The following is a 25,306-nucleotide window of genomic DNA, read 5'->3' as shown; positions in this document are numbered from 1 at the left end:
TTATCGTGTCAATAAGAGCACTTCCTTTACTGCTCACTGAGTGCTTAGCAGAGTAAGAAATAATTCCCACTAAAAAAAGGTGCTCTTTAGCACCTTTTCTGCTTGTGTAAGAGGCGCTGGATTGCTAAAACATCACCTCTTAAATGTTTTCTTCAACAGACAAAATCATGACAATGAATCAACAGAGCCAAACAGCGTTACAAACCATCGTTGTGAAGCTAGGAACCAGTGTTCTTACCGGTGGAACGTTAGCACTTGATCGCGCACATATGGTTGAGTTAGTCCGTCAATGTGCTGAATTAAAAAAACAAGGCCACAGTGTGGTGATTGTCTCTTCAGGAGCAATTGCCGCGGGTCGAGAGCATCTAGGTTATCCCGCATTGCCCCAAGCCATATCAAGTAAACAATTATTGGCTGCCGTTGGTCAAAGTCAGTTGATTCAAGCGTGGGAGTCGTTATTTGCGCTTTATGGCATAAAAATTGGTCAAATGTTATTAACTCGTGCTGATTTGGAAGATCGAGAGCGTTTTTTGAATGCGCGAGATACGATCAATGCCCTGATCGAACACGGCATTATTCCAGTGGTCAATGAAAACGATGCGGTTGCAACCAATGAAATTAAAGTTGGTGATAACGATAATCTCTCGGCCTTAGTCGGTATTTTGTGTGCAGCGGATAAGCTCTTATTACTAACCGATCAAAAAGGTTTGTTCACCGCCGATCCGCGTAAAGATCCTAGCGCAGAGTTAATCAAAGAGGTTAAAACCATTGATGACACGTTGCGAAAAATCGCGGGTGGAAGTGGTACAACATTAGGCACCGGAGGTATGGCGACTAAATTGCAAGCGGCTGATATTGCTCGTCGAGCGGGGATTGAAGTGATTATTGCTGCCGGCCGAGCGCCCAATGTCATTTTTGATGCATTAAGCGACACGCCACAAGGCACACGCTTTTTAGCTCTGGAAGAAGCTCTAGAAAATCGTAAACGTTGGATTTTAGCGGGGCCTGCTGCTTCTGGCGATGTGTATATTGATCAAGGCGCGGTTAATGCCTTACTAGCTAAAGGCAGCAGTTTGTTGGCTAAAGGGGTTATCAAAGTTGTGGGCGAATTTGCGCGCGGCGAGGTGATTTGTGTGAAAGATCAACAGCAGCATCTGATTGCTCGTGGCATCAGCACTTATTCCAGTCGCGATTTGAGTAAAATTGCCGGCCAACACAGCACCATGATCATCGATATTCTTGGTTATGATTACGGCGCTGAAGTCATTCACCGTGATAATATGGTCGTTATTCAAGAATAGGGAGAAGAATTGTGGATTTAATCGAAATGGGTAAGGCGGCGAAATTAGCTTCGTTTCAACTTGCTACCGCCTCGACTGCGCAGAAAAATCAAGCACTTGCAATAATAGCAAATGAACTGGAAGCCAATATGGGCGCTATTTTAGCGGCCAATGCGAAAGATATTGCTTTGGGACAAGAAGCTGGGTTAAGTGAAGCGTTACTCGATCGACTTTTGCTTACAGAATCACGTTTACAGGCTATTGCTCATGATGTGCGTAATGTCATTCGTTTACCTGATCCTGTCGGCAGTGAAATCGACAGTAAAGTCCTTGAAAATGGCATGTCATTAGCTCGCCGTCGTGTTCCGCTTGGTGTGGTGGGTGTTATTTATGAAGCGCGCCCTAATGTAACGATTGATATCGCCGCATTATGTTTGAAAACGGGTAATGCAGCCATTTTACGTGGTGGTAAAGAAACCTTTTTCTCTAATCTTGAGCTGGTTAATGTCATTCAGTTAGCCTTAAGTAAAGCCGATCTTCCAATGGCTTCCGTTCAATATATCCGTCAACCTGAGCGTGAATACGTTACTCAATTATTAACACTGGATCAGTATGTCGATATGATCATTCCGCGAGGTGGTGCTGGATTACATAAAATGTGTAAGGAAAACAGCACCATTCCCGTGATCATTGGCGGTTTTGGTATCAGCCATATTTTTGTTGATGAGAGTGCCGACCTTGATAAGTCGCTTGCGGTGATTGAAAACGCAAAAATGCAGCGTCCATCAGCTTGTAATGCATTAGATACCTTACTGGTTCATCAAGCGATTGCTCAACCTTTGTTAGAAAAACTGCAGCATCAATTGCACGATAAACTGACGTTAGTCGTCGATGAACATGCCAAAGCACTGCTTCCGGAGGCAAACAATATTCGCCTCGCACAAGCAGGAGACTTTGATAGCGAGTGGTTAAGTTACACCTTAGGCGTTAAAGTTGTCAGTGGAGTTGAGCAGGCCATTGAGCATATGCGTGAGCATAATGCCAGCCATTCTGATGCCATCATGACAAATGATCTGTTGAATGCTGAGCGATTCATTAATGCAGCGGGCTCTGCTGCGGTCTATGTCAATGCCTCGACTCGTTTTACTGATGGGGCGCAATTTGGTTTAGGGGCAGAGGTTGCGGTGTCGACCCAAAAACTGCATGCTCGAGGTCCAATGGGTCTTGAGGAGTTGACCAGTTACAAATGGGTTGGTAAAGGAAATTATTTATTGCGCAGTTAAAGCCATTTAACTAGTGAATATGATGAGCTGCTGTTTATCGATAGAGGCGCTTAACAAATTTGACTAAATCAATCAGGAAAAGGGGCTTATTGGCCCCTTTTCCTTTTGTTCATATGTCCATTTCCGGTACACTGATCACCTTGCTAGGGAGGTAATATGCATTGTCCTTTTTGCTCTGAAAACGAAACAAAAGTTATCGATTCTCGTCTAGTGGCTGATGGTCACCAAGTGCGCCGTCGTCGGCAATGTTTGACTTGCAGCGAACGTTTCACCACGTTTGAAACGGCAGAGCTAGTGATGCCTAGAGTCATCAAATCTAACGGTAATCGAGAGCCGTTTGATGAAGAAAAAATGATTGGTGGGATGCAGCGCGCTTTAGAAAAACGCCCTGTTAGCGCTGATGCGATTGAGTTAGCGATCAGTACGATAAAATCTAAATTACGTGCTACCGGAGAACGGGAAGTGCCTAGTGAATTGATTGGTAATTTAGTCATGGAACAACTGAAAGATTTAGATAAGGTGGCATATATTCGCTTTGCCTCGGTTTATCGTAGTTTTGAAGATATTCGCGAGTTTGGTGAAGAGATTGCTAAATTAGAAAATTGAACGTGAGTCCGATGATGTCAAACTTTTCTGCTGCCGATTATCAAATGATGGCGCGAGCCATCCAACTTGCTCAGCGCGGACGCTTCACTACGGCACCGAATCCTAGGGTAGGGTGCGTAATTACTCAACAAGGCCACATTGTTGGTGAAGGCTTCCATTATCGAGCAGGTCAACCCCATGCTGAGGTTTATGCATTACGAATGGCTAAAGAGCAGGCTCGTGGTGCGACCGCTTATGTTACGCTTGAGCCTTGTTCTCATTATGGACGAACGCCTCCTTGCGCTGAAGGGTTAATTCAAGCCGGAGTGACAAAGGTGATTTGCGCGATGCAAGACCCTAATCCACAAGTCTCTGGACGCGGTATTGCTATGTTGCGAGAAGCAGGAATTGAGGTGGAAGTGGGTTTATTGGAAGCGGATGCCAAGGCGCTTAATCCGGCATTTATTAAACGAATGCAAACCGGAATGCCTTATATCCAGTTAAAGTTAGCGGCCAGTTTGGATGGACAAACGGCACTGGCTAATGGTGAAAGCCAATGGATAACCTCAGTACAAGCGCGTCAAGATGTTCAAGTGTATCGAGCACAAGCCGGAGCGGTGTTATCAACCAGTCAAACCGTGCTAGCCGATAACGCCTCATTAACGGTACGTTGGCCTGAATTACCCGTCGATGTGCAACAGCAATACCCTCATGCTGAACTTCGTCAACCTACGCGTGTGATACTTGACCGTCAGCATCAGTTGCACCCTGGATTAGCACTTTATGCAACCCCTGCACCGATTATTCGTGTAGCAGAGCAAGAGGCCGATCTGTGTGTGCCATTAAATCAGCATCAACAGCTCGATCTGCGTCATACCTTAACCGCTTTAGCTGAACAGTATCAGATCAATCATCTTTGGGTAGAAGCTGGGCCTACGTTAGCGAAAAGCTTAATCGATCAGCAACTGGTTGATGAATTGATCATTTACCTTGCGCCGAAAATCATGGGCAGTGATGGCCGAGGCTTATTTGGTTCGCTGGGTTTTACTCATATGGATCAAACGTTAGGATTAGTGATTCAAGATTGCCGTATGATCGGGCCAGACCTTCGTTTAACCGCAACTCTAACCTCACAACAATAAGATAACTGATTATGTTTACCGGAATTATAGAAGCCGTAGGGACCTTGGTTGACATGACCCGTCAAGGGGAAGACGTCACCATTACCGTTGCTACGGGAAAACTCGATATGAGTGATGTTAAACTCGGTGATAGTATTGCTACCAATGGGGTATGTTTGACCGTTATTGATGTCAGTTCACAGCATTATCGTGCTGATTTATCATTAGAGACACTTCATAAATCAGCGTTTGCTCACTATCAAATTGGAGAACCGCTCAATTTAGAGAAAGCCATGCTGCCTACAACACGTTTTGGTGGTCATATCGTGTCGGGGCACGTTGATGGAGTCGGTGAAATAATTGAACGCCAATGGGTTGGGCGAGCCATTGAGTTATGGGTGAGTTTGCCGAACGAGTTAATTAAGTATGTCGCTGAAAAAGGTTCGATCACCATGGATGGAATTAGCTTAACCGTCAATGGGCTACGAAAGAATGCCTTTAAGCTGACTATCGTACCGCATACTACGTCAGAAACGACCATTGACGGCTTTAAACCTGGGCGCAAGGTTAACCTCGAAGTTGATGTGCTCGCTCGATATCTAGAACGCTTATTGGTAGGCGGTCAGAGTGAGCCTGAATCGCCCTCTCGGATGACAATGGAATTCTTACAACAAAATGGTTTTGCGTAATCATACGTGACGCAATAAGACAAAATATAGGACAAGAGTCATGTCAATTAGTACCCCACAAGACATTATCGAAGATATTCGCTTAGGCAAAATGGTTATCTTGATGGACGATGAAGATCGCGAAAATGAAGGCGATTTAATCATGGCCGCTGAGCATATCACGCCAGAAGCGATCAATTTTATGGCGACTCATGGGCGCGGATTGATTTGTTTAACCATGACTAAAAGTCGTTGCCAGCACTTAGGGTTAGCACCGATGGTGCAAGACAATAACGCACAGTATACCACTAACTTTACGGTATCGATTGAAGCTGCGGAAGGGGTAACGACGGGGATTTCAGCGGCTGATCGCGCACGTACGGTGCAAGCTGCGGTGGCAAAAGACGCTAAAGCGGCTGATTTAGTTCAACCTGGACATATTTTCCCATTAGCGGCGCAAGATGGCGGCGTACTTACCCGCGCAGGTCATACTGAAGCTGGTTGTGATTTAGCCCGTCTCGCAGGGCTTGAGCCTGCGTCGGTCATCGTTGAGATTCTTAATGACGATGGCAGTATGGCTCGTCGTCCTGATCTGGAAGTCTTTGCTAAAAAGCACGATATCAAATTAGGTACCATTGCCGATTTAATTGAGTATCGCAATAACACAGAAACCACCATTGAGCGTGTCGCGCAATGCCAATTACCAACCGAGTTTGGTGAGTTTGAGCTGGTAACCTATCGCGATATCATTGATAACCAAATTCATTTTGCTTTGCGAAAAGAGAAGACTACTCAGCAAGCGCCTCTGGTGCGTGTTCATCTACAAGATACCTTTACTGATCTATTACGCAGTGATCGCAGTGCTGATCGTAGTTGGACGTTGGATAAAGCCATGCAACGTATTGGTCAAGAAGGGGGGGTGCTGGTGATTCTTGGTAATGAAGAGTCTACAGAGCTGCTTATTCATCGAGTTAAAATGTTTGAACAGCAAGATAAAGGCGCAGCCCCAACAATGGCGAAAAAGCAAGGGACATCACGACGAGTTGGTGTCGGTTCACAGATCCTCGCTGATTTAGGGGTCAGTGATATGCGTTTACTCTCTTCAGCCAATAAGAAATACCATGCCTTAGGTGGATTTGGTTTGAACGTGGTCGAGTATATCAGCGAATAAGCCCGTTATTTCGTGTTTGTCTCGTTAAGTCTGCACGATAAGCCGCCCTTGTGGCGGCAAATTACTATTAGATATCGTTCACAAATTTGTGCTAGAATCCGGCGATTCTCACTTGATGAACAGAGTTAAAGGAAAGCTTATGAAAGTGATCGAAGGTGGTTTCCCAGCCCCCCATGCCAAAGTTGCGATTGTGATTTCTCGTTTCAACAGTTTTATTAACGAAAGTCTGCTGTCTGGTGCCATCGATACTTTAAAGCGTCATGGTCAAGTTAGCGACGAGAATATTACCGTTGTTCGTTGTCCTGGTGCGGTTGAACTGCCGCTAGTGGCTCAACGCGTTGCCAAAACAGGCAAATTTGATGCGATAGTGTCACTGGGTTCGGTTATTCGTGGTGGTACACCACACTTTGACTATGTTTGCAGTGAAATGAATAAAGGGTTAGCTCAAGTGTCGATGGAGTTCAGCATTCCAGTCGCGTTTGGTGTATTAACTGTTGATACTATCGATCAAGCTATTGAACGCGCAGGAACCAAGGCTGGTAATAAAGGTGCAGAAGCAGCACTTAGCGCACTTGAGATGATAAACGTTCTTTCTGAAATCGATTCCTAATGGGGGCCAGTGTGAAACCAGCCGCACGTCGTAATGCACGTCAATTTGCGCTACAAGCTATTTATTCTTGGCAAATCACTAAAGAGAATGTGGCGACTATTGAAGAGCAGTTCTTATCCGGTGGTAAGTATGATGAAGAAGAACATCATGCGGCAGAGCCTGCACTCTCTGCCCCACAAACTGATGTGACTTATTTCCGTGATCTGCTTGTCGGCGTTGTGCTTAATCATACCGAGCTAGATAGCAAACTACGTCCTTTCGTTTCTCGTCCTATGCAAGATCTTGATATGATGGAGCTTGCACTACTTCGTCTAGCGATGTATGAAATGACTCGACGCGAAGATGTTCCTTATAAGGTCGTGATTAATGAGGCCATTGAGCTAGCAAAAGTATTTGCAGCAGAAGATAGCCATAAGTTTGTGAATGGCGTGCTTGATAAAGCCGCTCCTCATGTACGCAAAAAAGCGTAATTAGTTTTGGCATAAAAGGTCAGCATTCGCTGGCCTTTTTTATCGATAAAATCGACCAATGAGTTCGTCTACAACGGGTGAGCGAGTGTTATTGATGGGCTTAGTTTTACTAACCGCATTCACATCGCATGAATGAATCATTCGGTGGGTTCGTTGGTCTGGCTAGAGAATCATCCATGTTAGGCGAATTTAATTTTATTGAACACTATTTGGCGGCACGTCAACCACAGCGTAAAGATGTTCATTTGGCTTTGGGGGATGATTGTGCGATCGTCAATGTACCAGAGAATGTTCGACTCGCAATCAGTACCGATACCTTAGTTGCAGGAACCCATTTTGTAATGGATGCGAATCCAGCTTGGGTGGCACATAAAGCCCTTGCTTCTAATATCAGTGATTTAGCCGCGATGGGAGCAACCCCTGCTTGGGTCTCGATGGCGCTCACCCTACCTGAGATTAACCCAGATTGGCTTACTCCATTTTGTGACGCCTTTTTTGATTTAGCGAATTACTACAATGTACAATTAATTGGCGGTGATACGACTAAAGGTCCGTTGAGCATCACTCTCACAGTGCAAGGTTTTGTTCCACAAGATAAAGCGTTATTGCGTTCTGGTGCGAAAGTCGGGGATTGGATTTATGTCACAGGACAACTCGGCGATAGCAAAGCAGGGCTAGAGGTGATACTCGATGTGAACAAACGAGCTTTACCTTGTGCATCAGTGCTAGAGTCACGTCATTATTTGTCGACCCCGCGAGTACTCGCCGGACAAGCCTTGCTCAATTTGGCCTCATCAGCGATTGATATTTCTGATGGCCTAGTCGCGGATTTAAACCATATTTTAAGTGCTTCTCAAGTGGGAGCGAGCCTTGATTTGCATACTTTGCCGTTATCAGAAGCGTTAGTGCAGTTCACGGGAGATCCGCTTATTGCGCAGCAGTATGCGTTAACCAGTGGTGAAGAGTACGAACTCTGCTTTACGGTGCCTGAAGAGAATAAGGGATCGTTAGCAAGCGCTCTGGCACATACCGCGACGCCTATCACCTGCATTGGTCAAATTCGTCCTCATGGCGTGTTTGACTTACTCAATCATGGACAAAAAGTCGACTGGTCGTTGACCGGTTATGATCATTTTAAGGAATCCGCATGAGTCAGCCTCTTTCTCGTCTTTCACTACGCAATCCATGGCATCTATTGGCAACCGGATTTGGTAGTGGTTTATCGCCGATCATCCCTGGCACAATGGGAACATTAGCTTCTATTCCTCTGTATCTACTTCTAGTACAACTGCCCTTGTTTGCCTATCTTTTCGTCGTCTTAATGGCGTGCATCCTCGGGGTGAAAATTTGCCAAGTAACGTCAACGGATATGCAGGTTCACGATCATGGTTCAATTGTTTGGGATGAATTTGCTGGCTTTTGGATCACCATGTCTATTGTTCCGTTACTGCAACTGCCAATTTTTGATTGGCAATGGATTGTCACAGGATTCGTTCTCTTTCGCTTTTTTGATATGGTCAAACCATGGCCAATTGGATGGTTAGATAAGCAAGTCGAAGGTGGTGTTGGGATTATGCTCGATGATATCGTTGCTGGCATCATGGCGGCTATTATGCTGTTTTTTGTTGGGCAGTGGGCGGGATGGCTAAACTAAACTAAGCATAGTTAGGTTGTGCTGAACACTCATCAATAAGGGAGTCAGAGCCTCCCTTATTGGGCTAGCTAAATTAAAGTTTGTTCAGATCGGCTTCAATTTCAGCTATTTTACTGGCGACTACTTTTTCTAAGTGTCTTAAATCACTCAAGATTTTTTGTTTGATATCTATCTCAGTGACGTTTTCTCCAGTATTCTCATTACGCGTGAGTTGATTCAACTCATCAATGACTAAGGTAAGAGTACGATTGATTTCGCTGATTTCTCGGTATTGATGCGTCCCCCCATCGACCAAAACCGTTTTGATCTGTCTTGGGTATTTAAATTTGACACTTTTAGCAAAAAACTCACCTTTCTGTTTCTTGAAATAGATTTTTAGTACATCTTTTTGCGCTTCTTGGCGCAATGAGTAACGTTCAATCGTATGGGGTTGATCGATTCCCAAGCTGGTGAGTTGTGGAAACATAAGCATCCTCTGCATAGTTTTAGTTGATAGGGCTATCAAGCTTCTTGGTGCGAAGAAGAGAGCTGAGCAATAGTCTCAATTAATCGTTCACGTAGGACACTTTGCTCTTGGTCTGTGAGTTTAGCCCCTTGTTGATTGGTTAAAATAAATAAGTCCTCCGCACGCTCCCCTAACGTGGTGATTTTTGCTCCATGTAAATCTAAGTTTAATTCAGCAAACGTCGCTCCTATGGTGGCCAGTAATCCCGGCGTATCGAGAGCAACCAGTTCCATTAAGGTGCGTTTTTTGCTTTTTGTTGGTAAGAAATCGACCTGAGTTCGAACCGTGAAATGTTGCAGATTACGTGGAATACGACGCGTTTTAAGTCTTGTTGGGCGGCCATCGCTCAATACATGGGTTAAATGCTTAATTAACGCATGATGACGGTTTTCTTCAATCGCTTGGCCGTTATGATCCAAAACCATAAAGGTATCCAAAACATAGCCGTCTTTACTGGTCATGATTTGCGCGTCATGAACGTTAAGATTTCGACGGTCTAATTCGGCGACCACCGTTGCAAACAATGCGGGCTGATCTTTGGTATACACAAACACTTCGGTACCACCGCGCGTGGCTTTTTTACTGATCAAGACTAAAGGCTCAGTAGGCGATGAGTGCGTTAAAATGTGCATACCATGCCATGCTATTTGTTTGTGAGTATGGCGTAAAAAGTAATCGGCTTTAAAGCGTTGCCATAATTGCTCTATTTCACGGCTATGGAAGCCTTCTTTACGTAGCTGTGCAGACGCCATTTGTTGGTTATGGCGAATTCGCTCCCTGACATCAACTGGATGTTCAAGTCCGCGTCTTAAGGCTCTTTGTGTTGAATAAAAGAGTTCAGCCAGTAAGGTTCGCTTCCAACTGTTCCATAGGTCGGGATTAGTGGCGCAAATATCAGCTACCGTTAAACAGACTAAGTATTCCAGATACTCTTCATCGCGAACTTTTTTAGCAAATTCGATGATCACGTCTGGATCATAAATATCGCGCCGTTGAGCTGTGACGGACATTAATAAGTGATTTTGAACCAACCAAGCGACTAATTTAGCTTCTGGCTTAGAAAGACCATGTTCGATACAAAAATCGTAAGCTTCGGTCGCACCTATTTCTGAATGATCGCCGCCGCGGCCTTTGGCAATATCATGAAAAATAGCTGCAAGGATCAGCAGCTCTTTTTTTTGTATTTTCGGGAAAATCTCACAGCAGATAGGATGACGTTGATGATTTTTAGGGTCATTGAATAGATGAATATGTTTGAGTAGACGGATGCTGTGCTCATCAACGGTATAGACATGAAACAAGTCAAATTGCATCTGCCCAACTATCTGACTCCATTGCGGCAAATAGGCGGCCAACACGCCCAATTTATGCATTTGTCCAAACGCTTTGTGAAGTGCATTGGGGTGACGGGTCAGCGCGAGAAACTTTTCGCGCGCAGCAGGAATTGTATGCAAAAATTTATTCAATCGTCGCCGCGCGGTTCTTAATTGACGCATCGTAGAAGGGGCAACCCCATCAATACTCGAGTCATTGGCCATGAGCAAAAACATGTCGAGAATGGTTTCAGGTCGAGCTTGAAAAAGAGCGGGTTTTCGAGCTTCAATTAATGAACCACGGCGCTGAAAGTCGTGGTTAATGATCTCTGCTTTGATTTCTTCACCACGGTTTAAGATCGCTTGATCAAACAACTTCAAGAGCATTTTATTGAGTTCGGATACGCGGCGTAAGGTGCGATAGAACTCCTTCATCATTTTTTCAACCGCTCGGTTACCTTCGCCAGTAAATCCAAGATGTTCGGCGACTTGAGCTTGATGAGCAAAACCGAGTCGATTGTCATAACGTTTCAGTTCAAGATGCAGAGCGAAGCGAACTCGCCACAAAAAATCTTGGCACTCGGCCAATTCGCGAAATTCAGCGTCAGTAAGAAAGCCGAAGCGGCTCATTTCATACAGTGATGTTGCTCCAAAATGGCGACGAGCAACCCAGCTCAAGGTGTGAATATCTCTAAGCCCGCCAGGGGTAGATTTAATATCTGGCTCAAGATTATAGGCCGTATCGTGATAACGGGCATGACGCTCACGCTGTTCTTGAATTTTAGCTTGGTAGAAACATTCACTTGGCCAAAAAGATTCACTATGAATGGCTGATTGTAAACGCTGGAAAATACGGTCACTACCGCACAGTAAACGTGCTTCTTGCAAATTAGTTGCAACGGTTAAATCTGCTTTGCCAATCTCAATACACTCTTCTACGGTACGCACAGCATGGCCTACTTCTAGGCGTAAGTCCCATAATAAGGTAATGAATTGGCTGACTTTACTGCCAATATCTTCGGCTAATCGTGTTGTGGAAACGACTAAAATATCAATGTCAGATAAAGGGTGTAATTCAGCTCTTCCATATCCGCCAACAGCGGCCAGACAGAGGTCATTGAGTTTGTCAAAACCAAAATATTGCCAAAGACGATTAAGGAGCATATCCATATAATCGGCACGACCAACCACGAGATCACTGACCGGATGGCGAGAGAGAAACGCTTGACGTTGATAAGCGGAGAAAAGATCGAGTTGCTGTTTTAATTGCTCAACCGTGAGCTGTTGGTCGGTGTAATTTAGTGGGGATAAATAAGCCATAACAGTGCGGTCCATGCAAGGGAGTGAACTCAATATGAACGCTCAATCTAACAGAAATCAAGCGCTGAGCTCAAGCTCCCTTTACCGACTATAGGGCCGGATTAGGCATTGTGAAAAATACGAGGGATAGTCTCTTCTTCGCGTAGCGTGAGAATTTCACAGCCATCCGCGGTAACCAAAATGGTGTGTTCCCATTGAGCCGAGTTTTTACTATCGGCGGTATAGACGGTCCAGTTATCTTCATCATCCAGACGGCAACCAAATTTACCCGCATTGATCATTGGCTCAATGGTAAAAATCATCCCTTCACGAAGCAGTGTGCGGTCACTATTTTTGTAGTGCACCACCTGAGGTTCTTCATGAAACTCTGCGCCGATACCATGACCGCAGTAGTCACGAACAATCGAGAATTTTGATCGCGGGTTATTTTTATTATTGGTTTTGATGTACTTCTCTATCGCAGTACCAATTTCGCCGAGTTGTACGCCTGGTTTCACTTTTTTTAAGGCTAAATAGAGACACTCTTGAGCCACCAGACATAAACGTTTGTCGGCTGGTTGCACATCGCCAATTAAGAACATCTTTGAGGTATCACCGTGATAACCATCTTTAATGACAGTAATATCGATGTTCATAATATCACCATCTTTTAAGACGGCAGGGCGAAGTAGTTGACCAAATTGCGAGTCTTGTTCAGCTGGAATGCCATGACAAACGATATGGTTAATCGATGTGCAAATGGATTTGGGGAAGCCATGATAGTTAAGAGGGGCAGGAATAGCGCCTTGAACTTCGGTAATATAATCGTGGCAAAGTTGGTTAAGATGTTCAGTGGTCACGCCAGCTTTGACGTGAGGTTCAATCATTTCTAAAACTTGCGCAGCCAATCGCCCCGCTACACGCATTTTTTCTATTTCTTGAGCATTTTTAATTTTTACAGACATCGGCTTTCTCTATTCAAATTTTAGGCACTGGGTGCTAATCGCAATATTGTAACAGTGAGAGAAGGAAGCGCAAGAAGTGGTGTAAATAAGAATGGTTAAGCTGTGGCGATGGCGGTTATGTTACCAACCTCATAAATGGGGATATTCTTCACACTTGAAGCTACAGTAGTGATGGCTAAATTTATTCAGCCCAGTCACATGGTCTGTCTATGATTATGGAGATGATGAGGACCATCTCTGGATCTCACCAAAGGCTAGCCTACGGCTGTTCAAGTTGGTCATTCATTTCCCGCCTGCCGGCAACCCTCAGTTGTTTGGATATAGAAAGAATAGAAACGGTAGCGAGATCTTCTCACTTAGTATGTCTGTCGATAAAGCAGGAGCAGAGGCGGTGCCGCAATTTTTGCTAGTCAGATTAGTGCTAAATATGGTATAAAACGCGCCGGAACATCGGCCTGATTTCTTCTGTTAAGGCGAAGCAGGCAGAATCCACACACATTTATCTTTAAATCACACACATTCCGACACATGTTCCGGGGTGCTTCCAGCGTTGTAGCGTTGAGAGGTCGGCGACATGGGGGATGTGGAGGCCTAACCCCATAGAGGATTATTTAATGGCAACTGTATCAATGCGCGATATGCTGAAAGCTGGTGTTCACTTCGGTCACCAGACTCGTTACTGGAACCCAAAAATGAAACCATTCATTTTTGGTGCTCGTAACAAAGTTCATATCATCAACCTAGAAAAAACAGTACCAATGTTCAACGAAGCACTGGCTGAGCTTGTGAAAATCGGTGACAAAAAAGGTAAGGTACTTTTCGTAGGTACTAAGCGCGCAGCCTCTGAAGCAGTAAAAGAAGCAGCGATTGCAAGCAATCAATACTACGTAAACAACCGTTGGTTAGGTGGTATGCTAACTAACTGGAAAACCGTTCGTCAATCAATCAAGCGTCTAAAAGAACTTGAAGTTCAAGCGACTGATGGCACCTTCGACAAGCTAACCAAGAAAGAAGCGCTAATGCGTACTCGTGAAATGGACAAGCTTGAGAAATCTCTTGGTGGTATCAAAGACATGGGCGGTCTACCTGACGCTCTATTCGTTATCGACGCTGATCACGAGCACATTGCAGTTAAAGAAGCAAACAACCTAGGCATTCCAGTGTTTGCTGTTGTTGATACTAACTCTAACCCAGATGGTATTGATTACATCATCCCTGGTAACGACGATGCGATCCGTGCCGTTCAACTATACCTGAATGCTGCAGCTGAATCAGTAAACGAAGGTCGTAACAAAGACGTAGCGGCAGTTGCTGAAAAAGACGGCTTTGTAGAAGCGGAATAAGAGCGGCTCTTAGTCATACTTAGCCTTTTGTGGAATACCACGAGGCTAAGTCATAGTTAGTATTGGGGGCCAAATCATTAGGCCCCCAATTTTTAATCCTGAATCAACTGAGGAATAGAGAATGGCTGTTACTGCTGCTCTAGTAAAAGAACTGCGTGAACGTACTGGCGCAGGTATGATGGAATGTAAGAAAGCACTCGTTGAAACCAACGGTGACATCGAACTTGCCATCGAAAATATGCGTAAAAGCGGTGCTGCAAAAGCGGCTAAAAAAGCAGGTAATATCGCTGCTGAAGGCGCGATCATCATCAAAGAAGCAGAAGGTTCTGCCGCTTTGGTTGAAATCAACTGTCAAACCGATTTCGTTGCTAAAGATGGTAACTTCCTAGCATTCGCTAACGAAGTCGCTGAAGCGGCGTTAGCATCAAAACCAAGCCTAGAAGATCTACAAGCACAGTTTGAAGATGCTCGTGTGACTCTTATTGCTAAAATCGGCGAAAACATCAACATCCGTCGCGTTCAATACGCTGAAGGCAAAGCTTTGGCTGCATACAGCCATGGTTCTCGTATTGGTGTTGTGGTTGCTGGTGATGCCGATGCTGAAACTCTAAAACACATCGCGATGCACGTAGCGGCTTCTCGCCCTGAATACGTAAATCCTGAAGATGTACCGGCTGATGTTGTTGCGAAAGAGCGTGAAGTTCAAGTTGAAATCGCAATGAACGAAGGTAAGCCAAAAGAGATCGCAGAGAAAATGGTTGAAGGCCGTATGAAGAAATTCACCGGTGAAGTTTCTCTAACTGGTCAACCTTTCGTTATGGAGCCAAAGAAAACTGTTGGTGAAATTTTGAAAGAAAAAGGTGCTTCAGTATCGACTTTCGTTCGCCTAGAAGTAGGTGAAGGTATCGAAAAACAAGAAGGCCTGAGCTTCGCTGAAGAAGTGGCTATGGCTCAGAAAGGTTAATTACCTTTTTGATGACCAAGATAAAGACCGTGGCCATGGCTGCGGTCTTTTTACGAATATCACTCCCTTGACGGTTAAAGAGAGCGGTTTTCGAACTCACGATGGTAATGATCATCAATACATTTACGCAGTAAGTTTATTTATGACTGTTAACTAACGATACTTTTTGAAAGGTAAAGTCCATGACAACAAACCCTAAACCCGCATATCAACGTATTTTATTAAAATTGAGCGGTGAAGCGCTTCAAGGTGAAGAAGGTTTTGGTATCGATCCAACGGTGCTTGATCGTATGGCACAAGAAGTGAAAGAACTCGTTGAGTTGGGTGTTCAAGTTGGTGTCGTCATTGGTGGTGGCAACTTGTTCCGTGGTGCAGGTTTAGCGGCTGCGGGAATGAACCGTGTTGTCGGTGACCATATGGGCATGTTGGCAACAGTGATGAATGGCCTTGCGATGCGTGATGCCCTACATCGAGCTTACGTGAACGCACGTGTTATGTCGGCCATTCCACTTAAAGGGGTGTGTGATGACTACAACTGGGCTGACGCTATCAGTCAATTGCGCCAAGGTCGTGTAGTGATTTTTTCTGCTGGTACTGGCAACCCATTCTTCACAACCGATTCTGCTGCTTGTTTACGTGGTATCGAAATTGAAGCTGACGTGGTTCTCAAAGCGACAAAAGTAGACGGCGTCTACAGTGCTGACCCTGTAGCCAATCCGGATGCGCAACTGTATGATAAGCTGGTTTACAACGATGTGCTGGAAAAAGAACTTAAAGTGATGGATTTGGCAGCCTTTACTCTGGCTCGTGATCATAACATGCCAATCCGTGTCTTTAATATGAATAAGCCAGGCGCGCTACGCCGTGTGGTTATGGGTGAAGCGGAAGGGACGCTGATCAGCTCCGCTGTATAATCACTCTCGAAATGAAATAAGAATTAAGGTGATATTGTGATTAATGAGATCAAAAAAGACGCTCAAGAGCGTATGGATAAAAGTGTAGAAGCGCTAAAGAACAATCTATCAAAGATTCGCACTGGCCGCGCTCACCCAAGCCTACTATCTGGCCTCTCTGTTGAGTACTACGGTGCATCAACGCCTCTAAGCCAAATTGCCAACGTAGTTGCTGAAGATGCACGTACATTAGCGATTACGGTATTTGATAAAGAACTTACGCCAAAAGTTGAAAAAGCGATCCTAATGTCTGATTTGGGGTTAAACCCAATGTCAGCGGGTACGGTTATTCGTGTTCCACTACCACCATTAACGGAAGAGCGTCGTCGTGATCTCGTTAAAATCGTCCGTGGTGAAGCGGAAGGTGGTCGAGTAGCCGTGCGTAATATTCGTCGTGATGCTAACAACGATCTAAAAGCGTTATTGAAAGACAAAGAAATTTCAGAAGATGAAGAGCGTAAGGCTCAAGATGAAATTCAAAAATTGACCGATAGAGCCGTCAAGAAAATCGATGACGTCTTAGCGGTAAAAGAAAAAGAACTTATGGAAGTTTAATTTCTACAAAACCCTAACAGAAAAACGCTGTGCTCACAGCACAGCGTTTTTTTATGCTACTCTTCACCATCTTTTTTCTTTATTACGTTTCTATGCAAAATTCGCAGCTCTCGTTAGATGTTCTCCCTCAACATATCGCCATCATTATGGATGGCAATGGTCGTTGGGCAAAAGCACAAGGTAAACCTCGGATCTTTGGTCATAAAAATGGGGTTGCTGCGGTGCGTAAAACGGTTTCTACCGCAGCAAAACTGGGGATTCGAGCCGTGACTTTATTTGCTTTTAGCAGTGAAAATTGGCGACGCCCAGAGGAAGAGGTCGGCGTATTGATGGAGTTATTTCTTCGTGTCTTATCGACCGAGGTCAAAAAACTGCACAAAAATAATCTGCGTTTACGTGTTATTGGCGATACCAGTCGGTTCAGTGAGCGATTACAGAGTAAAATCGCCCAAGCTGAGGCGTTGACTCAGCATAATACCGGTATGGTGATTAATATCGCGGCGAACTACGGTGGAAAATGGGACATCACTCAGGCGATGCGCCATATTGCTCTTAAAATCAGTCGTAATGAGATCAATGTGACGGATATAAATGAAGCCTTGATCGCTGAGCATTTAACGATGGCTGATCTTCCAGAAGTCGATTTATTGATTCGTACCAGTGGTGAATGCCGAATCAGTAACTTTCTTCTTTGGCAGTTGGCTTATGCAGAAATGTATTTTACTCCGGTCTATTGGCCTGAGTTTGGTGAAGACAGTTTAATTGAAGCTGTGACTTGGTTTGTTAATCGTGAGCGCCGATTTGGTTGTACCGGTGAGCAAGTCAAAGCGTTAATGACACCATAAAATAGGACTTCTCAGTTTGAAGCAAAGAATTATTACTGCGCTTTTACTTGCCCCTTTAGTGATTGCTGGCATTTTTTGGCTCCCGCAATCTGGCTTTATTTTAGCGTTGGCGGTCGTCACGTTATTGGGGCTATGGGAGTGGACACAATTTGTTTCTTCTTCCTCTCGTTATCTTGCTTTATTGCCCGGTATTGTGGTCGGAGCGCTAAGCTATTGGTTGCTTGTTCCTCAGCTTTCTGTATTAAGTGCTTTGCAACCAATGCATTACGGCATCTTAGTGATCGGTTCACTGTGGTGGATTATCGCTAGCGGTCTCGCTATTACTTATCCCAAATCACGATCTTGCTGGGAAAACTCCAACTCAGTACGCCATTTATTCGGAGTGCTGACATTATTGCCTTTTTTTTGGAGTGTGATTTTTTTACGCTCGGAATACATTACCGCTGACAGTTATCACGGTGCAAAATTGGTACTGTATGTCTGTTTGATTGTCTGGGCCGCAGATAGTGGTGCTTACTTTTCTGGCAAGAGTTTTGGTAAGCGAAAAATGGCTCCGGCTGTCAGTCCAAATAAAACCATTGAAGGATTAATTGGTGGCGTAATCGCTGCCATGTTGGTGGGTTGGTTATGCGCCAGTTGGTTTAATATTCAATTTGCTTCCACCGTTATTATGTTGTTGACCATTTTAGTCACCGTCGTGATTTCTGTGTTGGGCGATCTGGTAGAAAGTATGTTTAAGCGGGTGTCTGGCATTAAAGACAGCAGTAAGATCATTCCTGGCCACGGTGGTATTTTGGACCGAGTGGATAGCCTTACGGCCGCTTTCCCGGTATTTGCTTTATGTTATTTCTTATTTTAATGCTGGTGAAACAAGCTTTTATCGGCATAAACCATGACGGTTTTTGTAATGCGTAAATTAACCATTCTCGGAGCTACTGGCTCTATTGGCGCGAGCACTCTTAAAGTGGTGGCCGAGAATCCTGAGCACTTCAGTGTGGTGGCTTTGGTGGCGGGCAGCAATGTCAGCAAAATGCGCGAGCTTTGCCAAACATGGCGTCCGAAATATGCGGTGATGGCTACGCCACAAGCGGCGCAGTTATTATCCTCTCAATTGGCTGGACTTTCACTGGCAACTGAAGTGTTGTATGGCGAAGAGGCAATGTGCCATGTTGCTTCTAGCGATGAGGTTGACACTGTGATGGCGGCGATTGTCGGCGCCGCTGGTTTGTTACCAACGATGGCTGCGGTTAAGGCTGGTAAGCGCGTCTTATTGGCGAATAAAGAAGCTTTGGTCATGTCTGGGCAGCTCTTTATTGACGCTGTTGAGCAATATGGCGCGGAATTATTGCCTGTTGACAGTGAACATAATGCGATTTTTCAATGTTTACCTGTTGATATTCAAACTCAGCTCGGGCGCTGCCATTTACAAGAGCAAGGAGTGTCTCATATTCTGTTGACTGGCTCAGGCGGGCCATTTCGTTATGCCGATATCGAGACCTTAGCTCAAGTTACTCCAGAACAAGCGATTGCGCATCCTAATTGGTCGATGGGACCCAAAATATCGGTTGATTCTGCGACCATGATGAATAAAGGGCTTGAGTATATTGAGGCTAAGTGGCTATTTAACGCGTCTCGTGAACAGCTTAAGGTTTTGATCCACCCGCAATCAGTCATCCACTCAATGGTTCAATATCGGGATGGTTCGGTGATCGCACAGCTCGGCGAACCAGATATGGCGACGCCGATTGCACAAGCGCTGGCTTATCCAAGACGGATAAGTGCCGGTGTTAAGTCGCTAGATTTTACCCATATGAGCGAGTTGACCTTTATGGCAGTAGATTATCAGCGCTACCCTTGTTTGCAATTGGCGATAGATGCGTGTTATATCGGTCAGCATGCAACAACTTCACTCAATGCTGCCAATGAAGTGGCCGTTGAGGCATTTTTACGAGGACAGATTCGCTTTACTGACATTGCCGTGATTAATGAAAAGGTATTGTCGAGCGTATGTGGGACAAACAGTCCGTTACATTCCTATCACTTGGAAAGCCTACTCGAGCTGGATACAATGGCGCGCAGTCTGGCTAATCAACACTTGAAAGAGCGTATGTTATGAGTGGCGTTTTATGGAACTTTGTTGCCTTTATTATCGCCTTAGGCATTTTAGTCGCGGTACATGAGTACGGGCATTTTTGGGTGGCAAGAAAGTGTGGCGTTAAAGTAGAAAAGTTTTCGATTGGCTTTGGACGAGCGATTTGGAAACGCCTAGGCAAGGACGGAACTGAGTACAGCATTTCTGTTATTCCACTTGGCGGATACGTCAAAATGCTCGACAGTCGAGTAGATGATATTCCTCGCGAGCAGTACCCATTCGCTTTTGATAAAAAATCATTGTGGCAACGTACGGCCATCGTTGCCGCAGGGCCAGCTTTTAACTTTTTGTTTGCTCTCTTCGCTTATTGGTTGGTCTTTATTATCGGTGTACCGGCGGTCAAACCGGTGATTGGTGAAGTTGCACCATACTCGATTGCTGCCGATGCAGGGGTAAAACCTGGTATGGAAATTAAGGCCGTTTCAGGTGTTAAGACTCTTGATTGGGAGTCGGTGAATATGGGATTAATTCGCCATATTGGTAACCAAAGCCTCACATTGACGGTCTCTTCTCCAGATGAGATTGGCATTGAGCAAATCAAGACTTTTAACTTGGCGTCATGGAACTTTAACCCAGAAACAGAGTCTGCTATGGGAGCGCTAGGATTTAAACCTTTTGTCCCTGAAGTCTCTACGGTACTCGCGACAATTTCTACTGGTGGCGCTGGTGCTAAAGCTGGACTGCAAGTGGGAGACCGTTTGACTCATATTAATGGTCAAGTGATTTCATCTTGGCAACAGGCGGTTACTGAGATTCAGGCCAATCCAAATCAAGCGTTAGACATTGGTATAGAGCGTGCACAGCAACGATTAACGCTCACTTTGGTTCCAGAGGCTCGAAGTGTATCGGGACAGATGATAGGTTTTGCTGGTATTTCGCCACAAGTGGCTGAATGGCCTCCGGGATACCGCTTTGACTTACAGTTTGGTGTGATCGACTCAATCGGTAAAGCGTTTGAAAAAACGGGACAAGTGATCGACTTAACCATCAGTATGCTGAAAAAGCTGATTGTCGGTGATGTGGGGCTGAATAATCTTAGTGGGCCGATCTCCATTGCTAAAGGGGCTGGGACCACGGCTGATTATGGCTTGGTTTATTTTCTCGGTTTCTTAGCCTTGATCAGTATAAACTTGGGGATTATTAATTTAGTTCCGCTGCCAATGCTTGATGGCGGGCACTTACTGTTCTTCGCGATTGAGGCAGTGATTCGACGCCCTGTTCCGGAAAAAATACAAGAAATTGGCTATCGACTCGGAGGCGTGATCATTTTCTCCTTAATGGCGGTAGCAATATTTAATGATTTTACTCGCCTGTGATTGATTCGCATTAGGCAATGGTTGTAGTAAGGACTAACTAAAACAAATATGGCGATGAAAAAAATCCTGTTCGCGACACTGCTCGCAACAAGTGTATCCGTTAGTGGTGCCGAAAATTTTGTAGTACAGGACATTCAGATTCAAGGACTGCAGCGAGTGGCTCTCGGTGCTGCGTTATTGAGAATGCCTGTGCGAATTGGCGATACCGTTGATTCTCAAGATGTTGCACAAATTATCCAAGCGTTGTATGCCTCGGGTAACTTTGAAAACGTGAAAGTTCTGCGCGATGGTTCCTCGTTGATCGTACAAGTTCAAGAGCGTCCAACCATTGCCAGTGTCTCTTTCTCTGGCAACAAAGCGATTAAACAAGAGCAACTACAACAAAACCTTGAAGCTTCGGGTATTCGAGTCGGTGAGGCTTTGGATCGCACCAAGCTGAGCAATATCGAAAAAGGTTTAGAAGATTTTTATTACAGTGTCGGTAAGTATAACGCCAGCGTAAAAGCAGTGGTGACGCCTTTACCGCGCAATCGAGCTGATTTGAAGTTTATTTTTACTGAAGGTGTCTCGGCAAAAATTCAGCAAATTAACTTTATCGGTAATGAAGTGTTCAGTAATGAAGATCTTTTATCTCGCTTCAATCTGAACGTCGATTTGTCATGGTGGAACTTCCTCTCTGATGATAAGTATCAAAAACAGGTTCTAGCAGCGGATATTGAAGCACTACGCACTTTTTACTTGGACCGTGGTTATTTGAAGTTCCAAGTTGAATCGACCCACGTTTCTATCTCTCCAGATAAAAAAAGTGTCTACATCACCTTGAATCTGAATGAAGGTTTACCGTACACGGTAAAAGATGTCCAATTTCGCGGTGAGTTAATTGGTAAAGAAGACGAGTTTAAGGCTCAGGTTCCCTTTGAGTTAGGTGAGACTTATCAGGGCTCGGCAGTCACACAGTTGGAAGAAAGTGTTAAACGTGTTCTTGGTGAAGCCGGTTATGCTTATCCTCAAGTGCGTACGATCCCTGAATTTGATGATGAAACACAACAGGTTTCTCTCATCGTGCATGTTGAAGCTGGTAAGCGTATTTATGTTCGTGACATTCGTTTTATCGGTAACAATGCCACTCGTGATGAAGTTTTACGCCGAGAAATGCGTCAAATGGAAGGCAGTTGGTTGAATTCGCGTGCGATTGATACTGGAAAAACGCGTTTAAACCGCTTGGGCTTTTTTGAAACGGTTGATGTACAAACGGTTCGTGTTCCTGGTTCAGACGATCAAGTTGATTTGGTCTATACCGTCAAAGAGGCTAACTCGGGAAGTATTAACTTTGGTGTTGGTTATGGTACCGAATCGGGGGTGAGTTTTACCGTCGGATTAACCCAAGATAACTTCTTAGGAACCGGTAACCGTGTCGGTGTCACTGCAACCACTAACGACTATCAACAAAATATTACGCTGGAATACCGTGATCCTTATTGGAATATTGATGGCGTCAGCCTTGGCGGCCGCGTCTTCTACAACAAGTTTGAAGCCTCAGAAGCCGGGATTGTCGATTATACCAACCAAAGTTATGGTACCAGTTTGACTTGGGGATTCCCGTTTGATGAACTCAATCGTTTTGAGTTTGGTGTTGGTTATACCCATAACAAAATTGGTAATTTATCGCCTTATTTACAAGTTGAGCAGTTCCTGTGCAACTTAGGTGATTGTGATCCGAAAGAGTTGATCACCGATGATTTTGATGTCAACGTTGCTTGGACTCGAAATAACCTTAACCGAGGTTTTTTCCCAACCGCCGGTAACCATCAACGTGCGTTTGCTAAAATGACCACTCCGGGTTCCGATGCGCAGTTTTTCAAGTTGCAATACGATGTGCGTCAATATTTCCCATTAACCAGAAAACATGAATTTACCCTGCTACTGCGTGGTCGTTTAGGTTATGGTAACGGTTATGGTCAAACGGACGGTAAAGATAATCTTTATCCGTTTTATGAAAACTTTTATGCCGGTGGTTTTACCACCCTACGTGGATTTGGCTCTAACTCGGCGGGCCCTAAAGCGGTATATCGTGACTATTCCAGTTCAGGTAATGGTCAAGATACGGCGACCAAAGATTCAGTCGGTGGTAACGCAATTGCCCTTGCCAGTTTAGAATTAATTGTGCCGACGCCTTTTGCATCTGATGAAGCACGCAGTCAAGTCCGCACCAGTGTCTTTGTTGATGTCGCTAGTGTATGGGATACAGAGTTCGATTATCGCTCCAATGCCTCGTTTGGTAATCAGTATTACTATGATTACTCCGACCCAAGCAAATATCGCGCATCTTATGGTGTTGCACTGCAATGGATGTCACCGATGGGGCCATTAGTCTTCTCGTTGGCGAAACCTATTAAAAAATACGATGGTGATAATGAAGAGTTCTTCACTTTTACTATCGGACGAACCTTCTAAATAGAGGAAAGTATGTTAAAAAATACCGTTAAAGCGGCCAGTGTTAGCCTGATTATTCTTAGTTCTGCTTTTTTTGCCAACGCTGCTGAGGCCGCGCAAAAAGTAGGTTTCATCAACACAGCCCAAGTATTTCAAGCATTGCCACAACGTGAAGTGGTTTTGCAGAAAATGCAGGATGAGTTTAAAGATAAAGCTGCAGAGCTACAAAGTCTTCAAGCTCAAGCCAAAACGAAAATTGAAAAATTAAGACGTGATGCTGAGCTGATGAGCCAAGATGACGTTGAAAAATTGCGTATGGAAATTGGACAATTGGATAATATGTACCAAATGAAAGCGCAAGCGTTAGAGCGAGCTTCTGCACGTCGCGAAGCAGAAGAAAAACAAAAACTGTTTAAAATTATCCAAGACGCTGTGCAAAAAGTCGCGGAAAAAGAAGGTTATGACCTGATTGTTGATGTTAGTGCTATGCAATACGGTAAACCACAGTACAATATTTCTGAGCAAGTAATTAAAGCAATTAAATAATATTCGATGACTATGATGACACTAACTTTAGCCGATTTGGCAACCATAACCGGCGGCACCCTATACGGTGATGCTAACGTGAAAGTAAGCGCGGTCGCGCCAATGGATAGGGCCAAGGAAGGGGATGTCACCTTTCTTTCTAATACTAAATACGCTAAACACCTTAAGTTGTGCCAAGCGTCAGTAGTGATGGTGAAAGAGTCGGAACGAGAGTTGTGTCCATCGAACGTATTAGTGGTCGCTGACCCTTATATTGCCTTTGCTAAGGTAGCTCAGGCATTAGATAAAACACCTAAACCAGCGTTGGTCGGCATAGCACCGAGTGCGGTTGTCGCGACAGATGTCCAACTCGGTCAGAATGTAGCGATTGGCGCCAACGCGGTGATTGAGTCGGGAGTGGTTCTCGGTGATAACGTAGTGGTTGGTGCAGGATGCTTTATTGGTCATAACGCACGATTAGGCCATAACACTAAGCTGTGGGCTAATGTTACGGTCTATCACAGTGTACAAATCGGTGATGACTGCTTAATTCAATCTGGTACCGTGATTGGCTCTGACGGTTTTGGCTATGCTAATGAACGTGGCGAATGGGTAAAAATTCCACAAATGGGCACAGTACGGATTGGTAATCGCGTTGAAATTGGTGCCTCGACAACCATTGATCGTGGTGCACTGGATGACACTGTGATTGAAGATAATGTGATTATTGATAATCAGCTACAAATTGCTCATAACGTACACATCGGATATGGCAGTGCTCTTGCTGGTGGTACAGTGATTGCTGGCAGTACTCATATTGGTAAATACTGCATTATTGGCGGGGCGACGGTCATTAATGGTCACATTACCATTGCCGATGGAGTCACGATTACCGGTATGGGGATGGTGATGCGTAGTATTGAAGAGAAAGGTATGTATTCATCCGGCATTCCGCTGCAGCCGAATAAAGAGTGGCGTAAAACCGCCGCACGCGTGCATCGAATTGAAGAGATGAATAAGCGATTAAAAGCCTTAGAAAAGCAATTTGAGCAAATCAGTCACTCATAATGGCTTGATTTGCTAAAAAGGCTCGCCGTACGCGAGTCTTTTTTATCTCTATGCTCTGGTTTAATCATGGTTGGTATATCGGCTGCTATGGTCTGCTGTTTAGGATCTAAGCTTTAGTCAGATTGATTGCCCCGTTGCCTGCCACTCTCAGCGGTTTGAGTATATAATACAAGCCAACTTATTTGCTCTGCTTTGGGCCTGTTTTCGTGATGATTTAAGCGGAACAGT

General features: G+C 44.7%; 24 protein-coding genes. 21 read left to right on the top strand and 3 right to left on the bottom strand.

Annotated features, from left to right (window positions below; translation table 11 throughout):
- The first annotated feature begins 167 nt into the window (after positions 1 to 167).
- From proB to pgpA, 10 genes are all read left to right on the top strand, one after another.
- Positions 168 to 1,301, top strand: coding sequence for a glutamate 5-kinase (gene proB, locus BSR11_RS08805; RefSeq protein WP_110166772.1), 1,134 nt, complete (start codon positions 168 to 170; stop codon positions 1,299 to 1,301).
- A gap of 11 nt (positions 1,302 to 1,312) precedes the next feature.
- Positions 1,313 to 2,563 (top strand): glutamate-5-semialdehyde dehydrogenase, encoded by a 1,251-nt coding sequence (locus tag BSR11_RS08800; RefSeq protein ID WP_072670013.1) that lies wholly within the window; start codon positions 1,313 to 1,315, stop codon positions 2,561 to 2,563.
- A 156-nt stretch (positions 2,564 to 2,719) separates the two neighbouring features.
- Positions 2,720 to 3,169: a transcriptional regulator NrdR gene (gene nrdR, locus BSR11_RS08795; RefSeq protein ID WP_072670012.1), complete on the top strand. Its 450-nt coding sequence runs from the start codon at positions 2,720 to 2,722 to the stop codon at positions 3,167 to 3,169.
- Between the two features lie 14 nt (positions 3,170 to 3,183).
- Positions 3,184 to 4,290 (top strand): bifunctional diaminohydroxyphosphoribosylaminopyrimidine deaminase/5-amino-6-(5-phosphoribosylamino)uracil reductase RibD, encoded by a 1,107-nt coding sequence (ribD, locus tag BSR11_RS08790; protein ID WP_072670071.1) that lies wholly within the window; start codon positions 3,184 to 3,186, stop codon positions 4,288 to 4,290.
- Positions 4,291 to 4,301: 11 nt separating this feature from the next.
- A complete protein-coding gene (locus tag BSR11_RS08785; RefSeq protein WP_072670011.1) occupies positions 4,302 to 4,958 on the top strand; it encodes a riboflavin synthase in 657 nt (218 codons plus the stop codon).
- A gap of 40 nt (positions 4,959 to 4,998) precedes the next feature.
- Positions 4,999 to 6,108, top strand: coding sequence for a bifunctional 3,4-dihydroxy-2-butanone-4-phosphate synthase/GTP cyclohydrolase II (gene ribBA, locus BSR11_RS08780; protein ID WP_072670010.1), 1,110 nt, complete (start codon positions 4,999 to 5,001; stop codon positions 6,106 to 6,108).
- A 139-nt stretch (positions 6,109 to 6,247) separates the two neighbouring features.
- The gene (ribH, locus tag BSR11_RS08775) at positions 6,248 to 6,718 is read left to right on the top strand and encodes a 6,7-dimethyl-8-ribityllumazine synthase (RefSeq protein WP_004394649.1); all 471 of its coding nucleotides are present in this window, start codon (positions 6,248 to 6,250) and stop codon (positions 6,716 to 6,718) included.
- Positions 6,718 to 7,188 (top strand): transcription antitermination factor NusB, encoded by a 471-nt coding sequence (nusB, locus tag BSR11_RS08770; RefSeq protein ID WP_004394650.1) that lies wholly within the window; start codon positions 6,718 to 6,720, stop codon positions 7,186 to 7,188. The genes ribH and nusB overlap by 1 nt, the downstream gene beginning before the upstream one ends.
- Before the next feature lie 176 nt (positions 7,189 to 7,364).
- Complete coding sequence (gene thiL / locus BSR11_RS08765; RefSeq protein WP_072670009.1) at positions 7,365 to 8,339, top strand: thiamine-phosphate kinase; 975 nt, start codon at positions 7,365 to 7,367, stop codon at positions 8,337 to 8,339.
- Entirely contained in the window at positions 8,336 to 8,842 is a 507-nt protein-coding gene (gene pgpA, locus BSR11_RS08760; RefSeq protein ID WP_072670008.1) for a phosphatidylglycerophosphatase A, read from the top strand. Before thiL ends, pgpA begins: the two co-directional genes overlap by 4 nt.
- Positions 8,843 to 8,915: 73 nt before the next feature.
- Here pgpA and BSR11_RS08755 read toward each other — a convergent pair whose 3' ends face one another.
- The 3 genes from BSR11_RS08755 to map form a co-directional block, all read right to left on the bottom strand.
- Positions 8,916 to 9,308: a DUF3461 family protein gene (locus tag BSR11_RS08755; RefSeq protein WP_072670007.1), complete on the bottom strand. Its 393-nt coding sequence runs from the start codon at positions 9,306 to 9,308 to the stop codon at positions 8,916 to 8,918.
- Between the two features lie 35 nt (positions 9,309 to 9,343).
- Positions 9,344 to 11,980, bottom strand: coding sequence for a bifunctional uridylyltransferase/uridylyl-removing protein GlnD (gene glnD, locus BSR11_RS08750; RefSeq protein WP_072670006.1), 2,637 nt, complete (start codon positions 11,978 to 11,980; stop codon positions 9,344 to 9,346).
- A gap of 101 nt (positions 11,981 to 12,081) precedes the next feature.
- Positions 12,082 to 12,924 carry a type I methionyl aminopeptidase gene (map, locus tag BSR11_RS08745; RefSeq protein ID WP_072670005.1) on the bottom strand — a complete coding sequence of 281 codons (843 nt, stop codon included), beginning with the start codon at positions 12,922 to 12,924 and terminating at the stop codon, positions 12,082 to 12,084.
- A gap of 614 nt (positions 12,925 to 13,538) precedes the next feature.
- Here map and rpsB point away from each other — a divergent pair.
- The 11 genes from rpsB to lpxD all read left to right on the top strand — a co-directional run bounded on the left by rpsB (position 13,539) and on the right by lpxD (position 25,078).
- Positions 13,539 to 14,267 (top strand): 30S ribosomal protein S2, encoded by a 729-nt coding sequence (gene rpsB, locus BSR11_RS08740; RefSeq protein WP_004394656.1) that lies wholly within the window; start codon positions 13,539 to 13,541, stop codon positions 14,265 to 14,267.
- A gap of 121 nt (positions 14,268 to 14,388) precedes the next feature.
- Positions 14,389 to 15,231, top strand: coding sequence for a translation elongation factor Ts (gene tsf / locus BSR11_RS08735; protein WP_072670003.1), 843 nt, complete (start codon positions 14,389 to 14,391; stop codon positions 15,229 to 15,231).
- A 182-nt stretch (positions 15,232 to 15,413) separates the two neighbouring features.
- Positions 15,414 to 16,145 carry a UMP kinase gene (pyrH, locus tag BSR11_RS08730; protein ID WP_072670002.1) on the top strand — a complete coding sequence of 244 codons (732 nt, stop codon included), beginning with the start codon at positions 15,414 to 15,416 and terminating at the stop codon, positions 16,143 to 16,145.
- A gap of 36 nt (positions 16,146 to 16,181) precedes the next feature.
- A complete protein-coding gene (gene frr / locus BSR11_RS08725; RefSeq protein WP_072670001.1) occupies positions 16,182 to 16,739 on the top strand; it encodes a ribosome recycling factor in 558 nt (185 codons plus the stop codon).
- A 92-nt stretch (positions 16,740 to 16,831) separates the two neighbouring features.
- Complete coding sequence (uppS, locus tag BSR11_RS08720; protein WP_072670070.1) at positions 16,832 to 17,584, top strand: polyprenyl diphosphate synthase; 753 nt, start codon at positions 16,832 to 16,834, stop codon at positions 17,582 to 17,584.
- Between the two features lie 16 nt (positions 17,585 to 17,600).
- Entirely contained in the window at positions 17,601 to 18,443 is an 843-nt protein-coding gene (locus tag BSR11_RS08715) for a phosphatidate cytidylyltransferase (protein WP_072670000.1), read from the top strand.
- A gap of 48 nt (positions 18,444 to 18,491) precedes the next feature.
- Entirely contained in the window at positions 18,492 to 19,700 is a 1,209-nt protein-coding gene (ispC, locus tag BSR11_RS08710; protein WP_072669999.1) for a 1-deoxy-D-xylulose-5-phosphate reductoisomerase, read from the top strand.
- The gene (gene rseP / locus BSR11_RS08705) at positions 19,697 to 21,052 is read left to right on the top strand and encodes a sigma E protease regulator RseP (protein WP_072669998.1); all 1,356 of its coding nucleotides are present in this window, start codon (positions 19,697 to 19,699) and stop codon (positions 21,050 to 21,052) included. The genes ispC and rseP overlap by 4 nt, the downstream gene beginning before the upstream one ends.
- A 48-nt stretch (positions 21,053 to 21,100) precedes the next feature.
- On the top strand, positions 21,101 to 23,506 hold the full coding sequence (bamA, locus tag BSR11_RS08700; RefSeq protein WP_072669997.1) for an outer membrane protein assembly factor BamA: 2,406 nt from the start codon (positions 21,101 to 21,103) through the stop codon (positions 23,504 to 23,506).
- A gap of 12 nt (positions 23,507 to 23,518) precedes the next feature.
- Positions 23,519 to 24,031: an OmpH family outer membrane protein gene (locus BSR11_RS08695; RefSeq protein WP_004394665.1), complete on the top strand. Its 513-nt coding sequence runs from the start codon at positions 23,519 to 23,521 to the stop codon at positions 24,029 to 24,031.
- A 12-nt stretch (positions 24,032 to 24,043) separates the two neighbouring features.
- Positions 24,044 to 25,078, top strand: coding sequence for a UDP-3-O-(3-hydroxymyristoyl)glucosamine N-acyltransferase (gene lpxD / locus BSR11_RS08690; RefSeq protein WP_072670069.1), 1,035 nt, complete (start codon positions 24,044 to 24,046; stop codon positions 25,076 to 25,078).
- Positions 25,079 to 25,306 lie beyond the last annotated feature (228 nt).

The organism is Vibrio injensis (assembly GCF_001895205.1).
Lineage (GTDB): Bacteria > Pseudomonadota > Gammaproteobacteria > Enterobacterales > Vibrionaceae > Vibrio > Vibrio injensis.
This window is presented reverse-complemented; position numbering and strand designations above follow the sequence as displayed.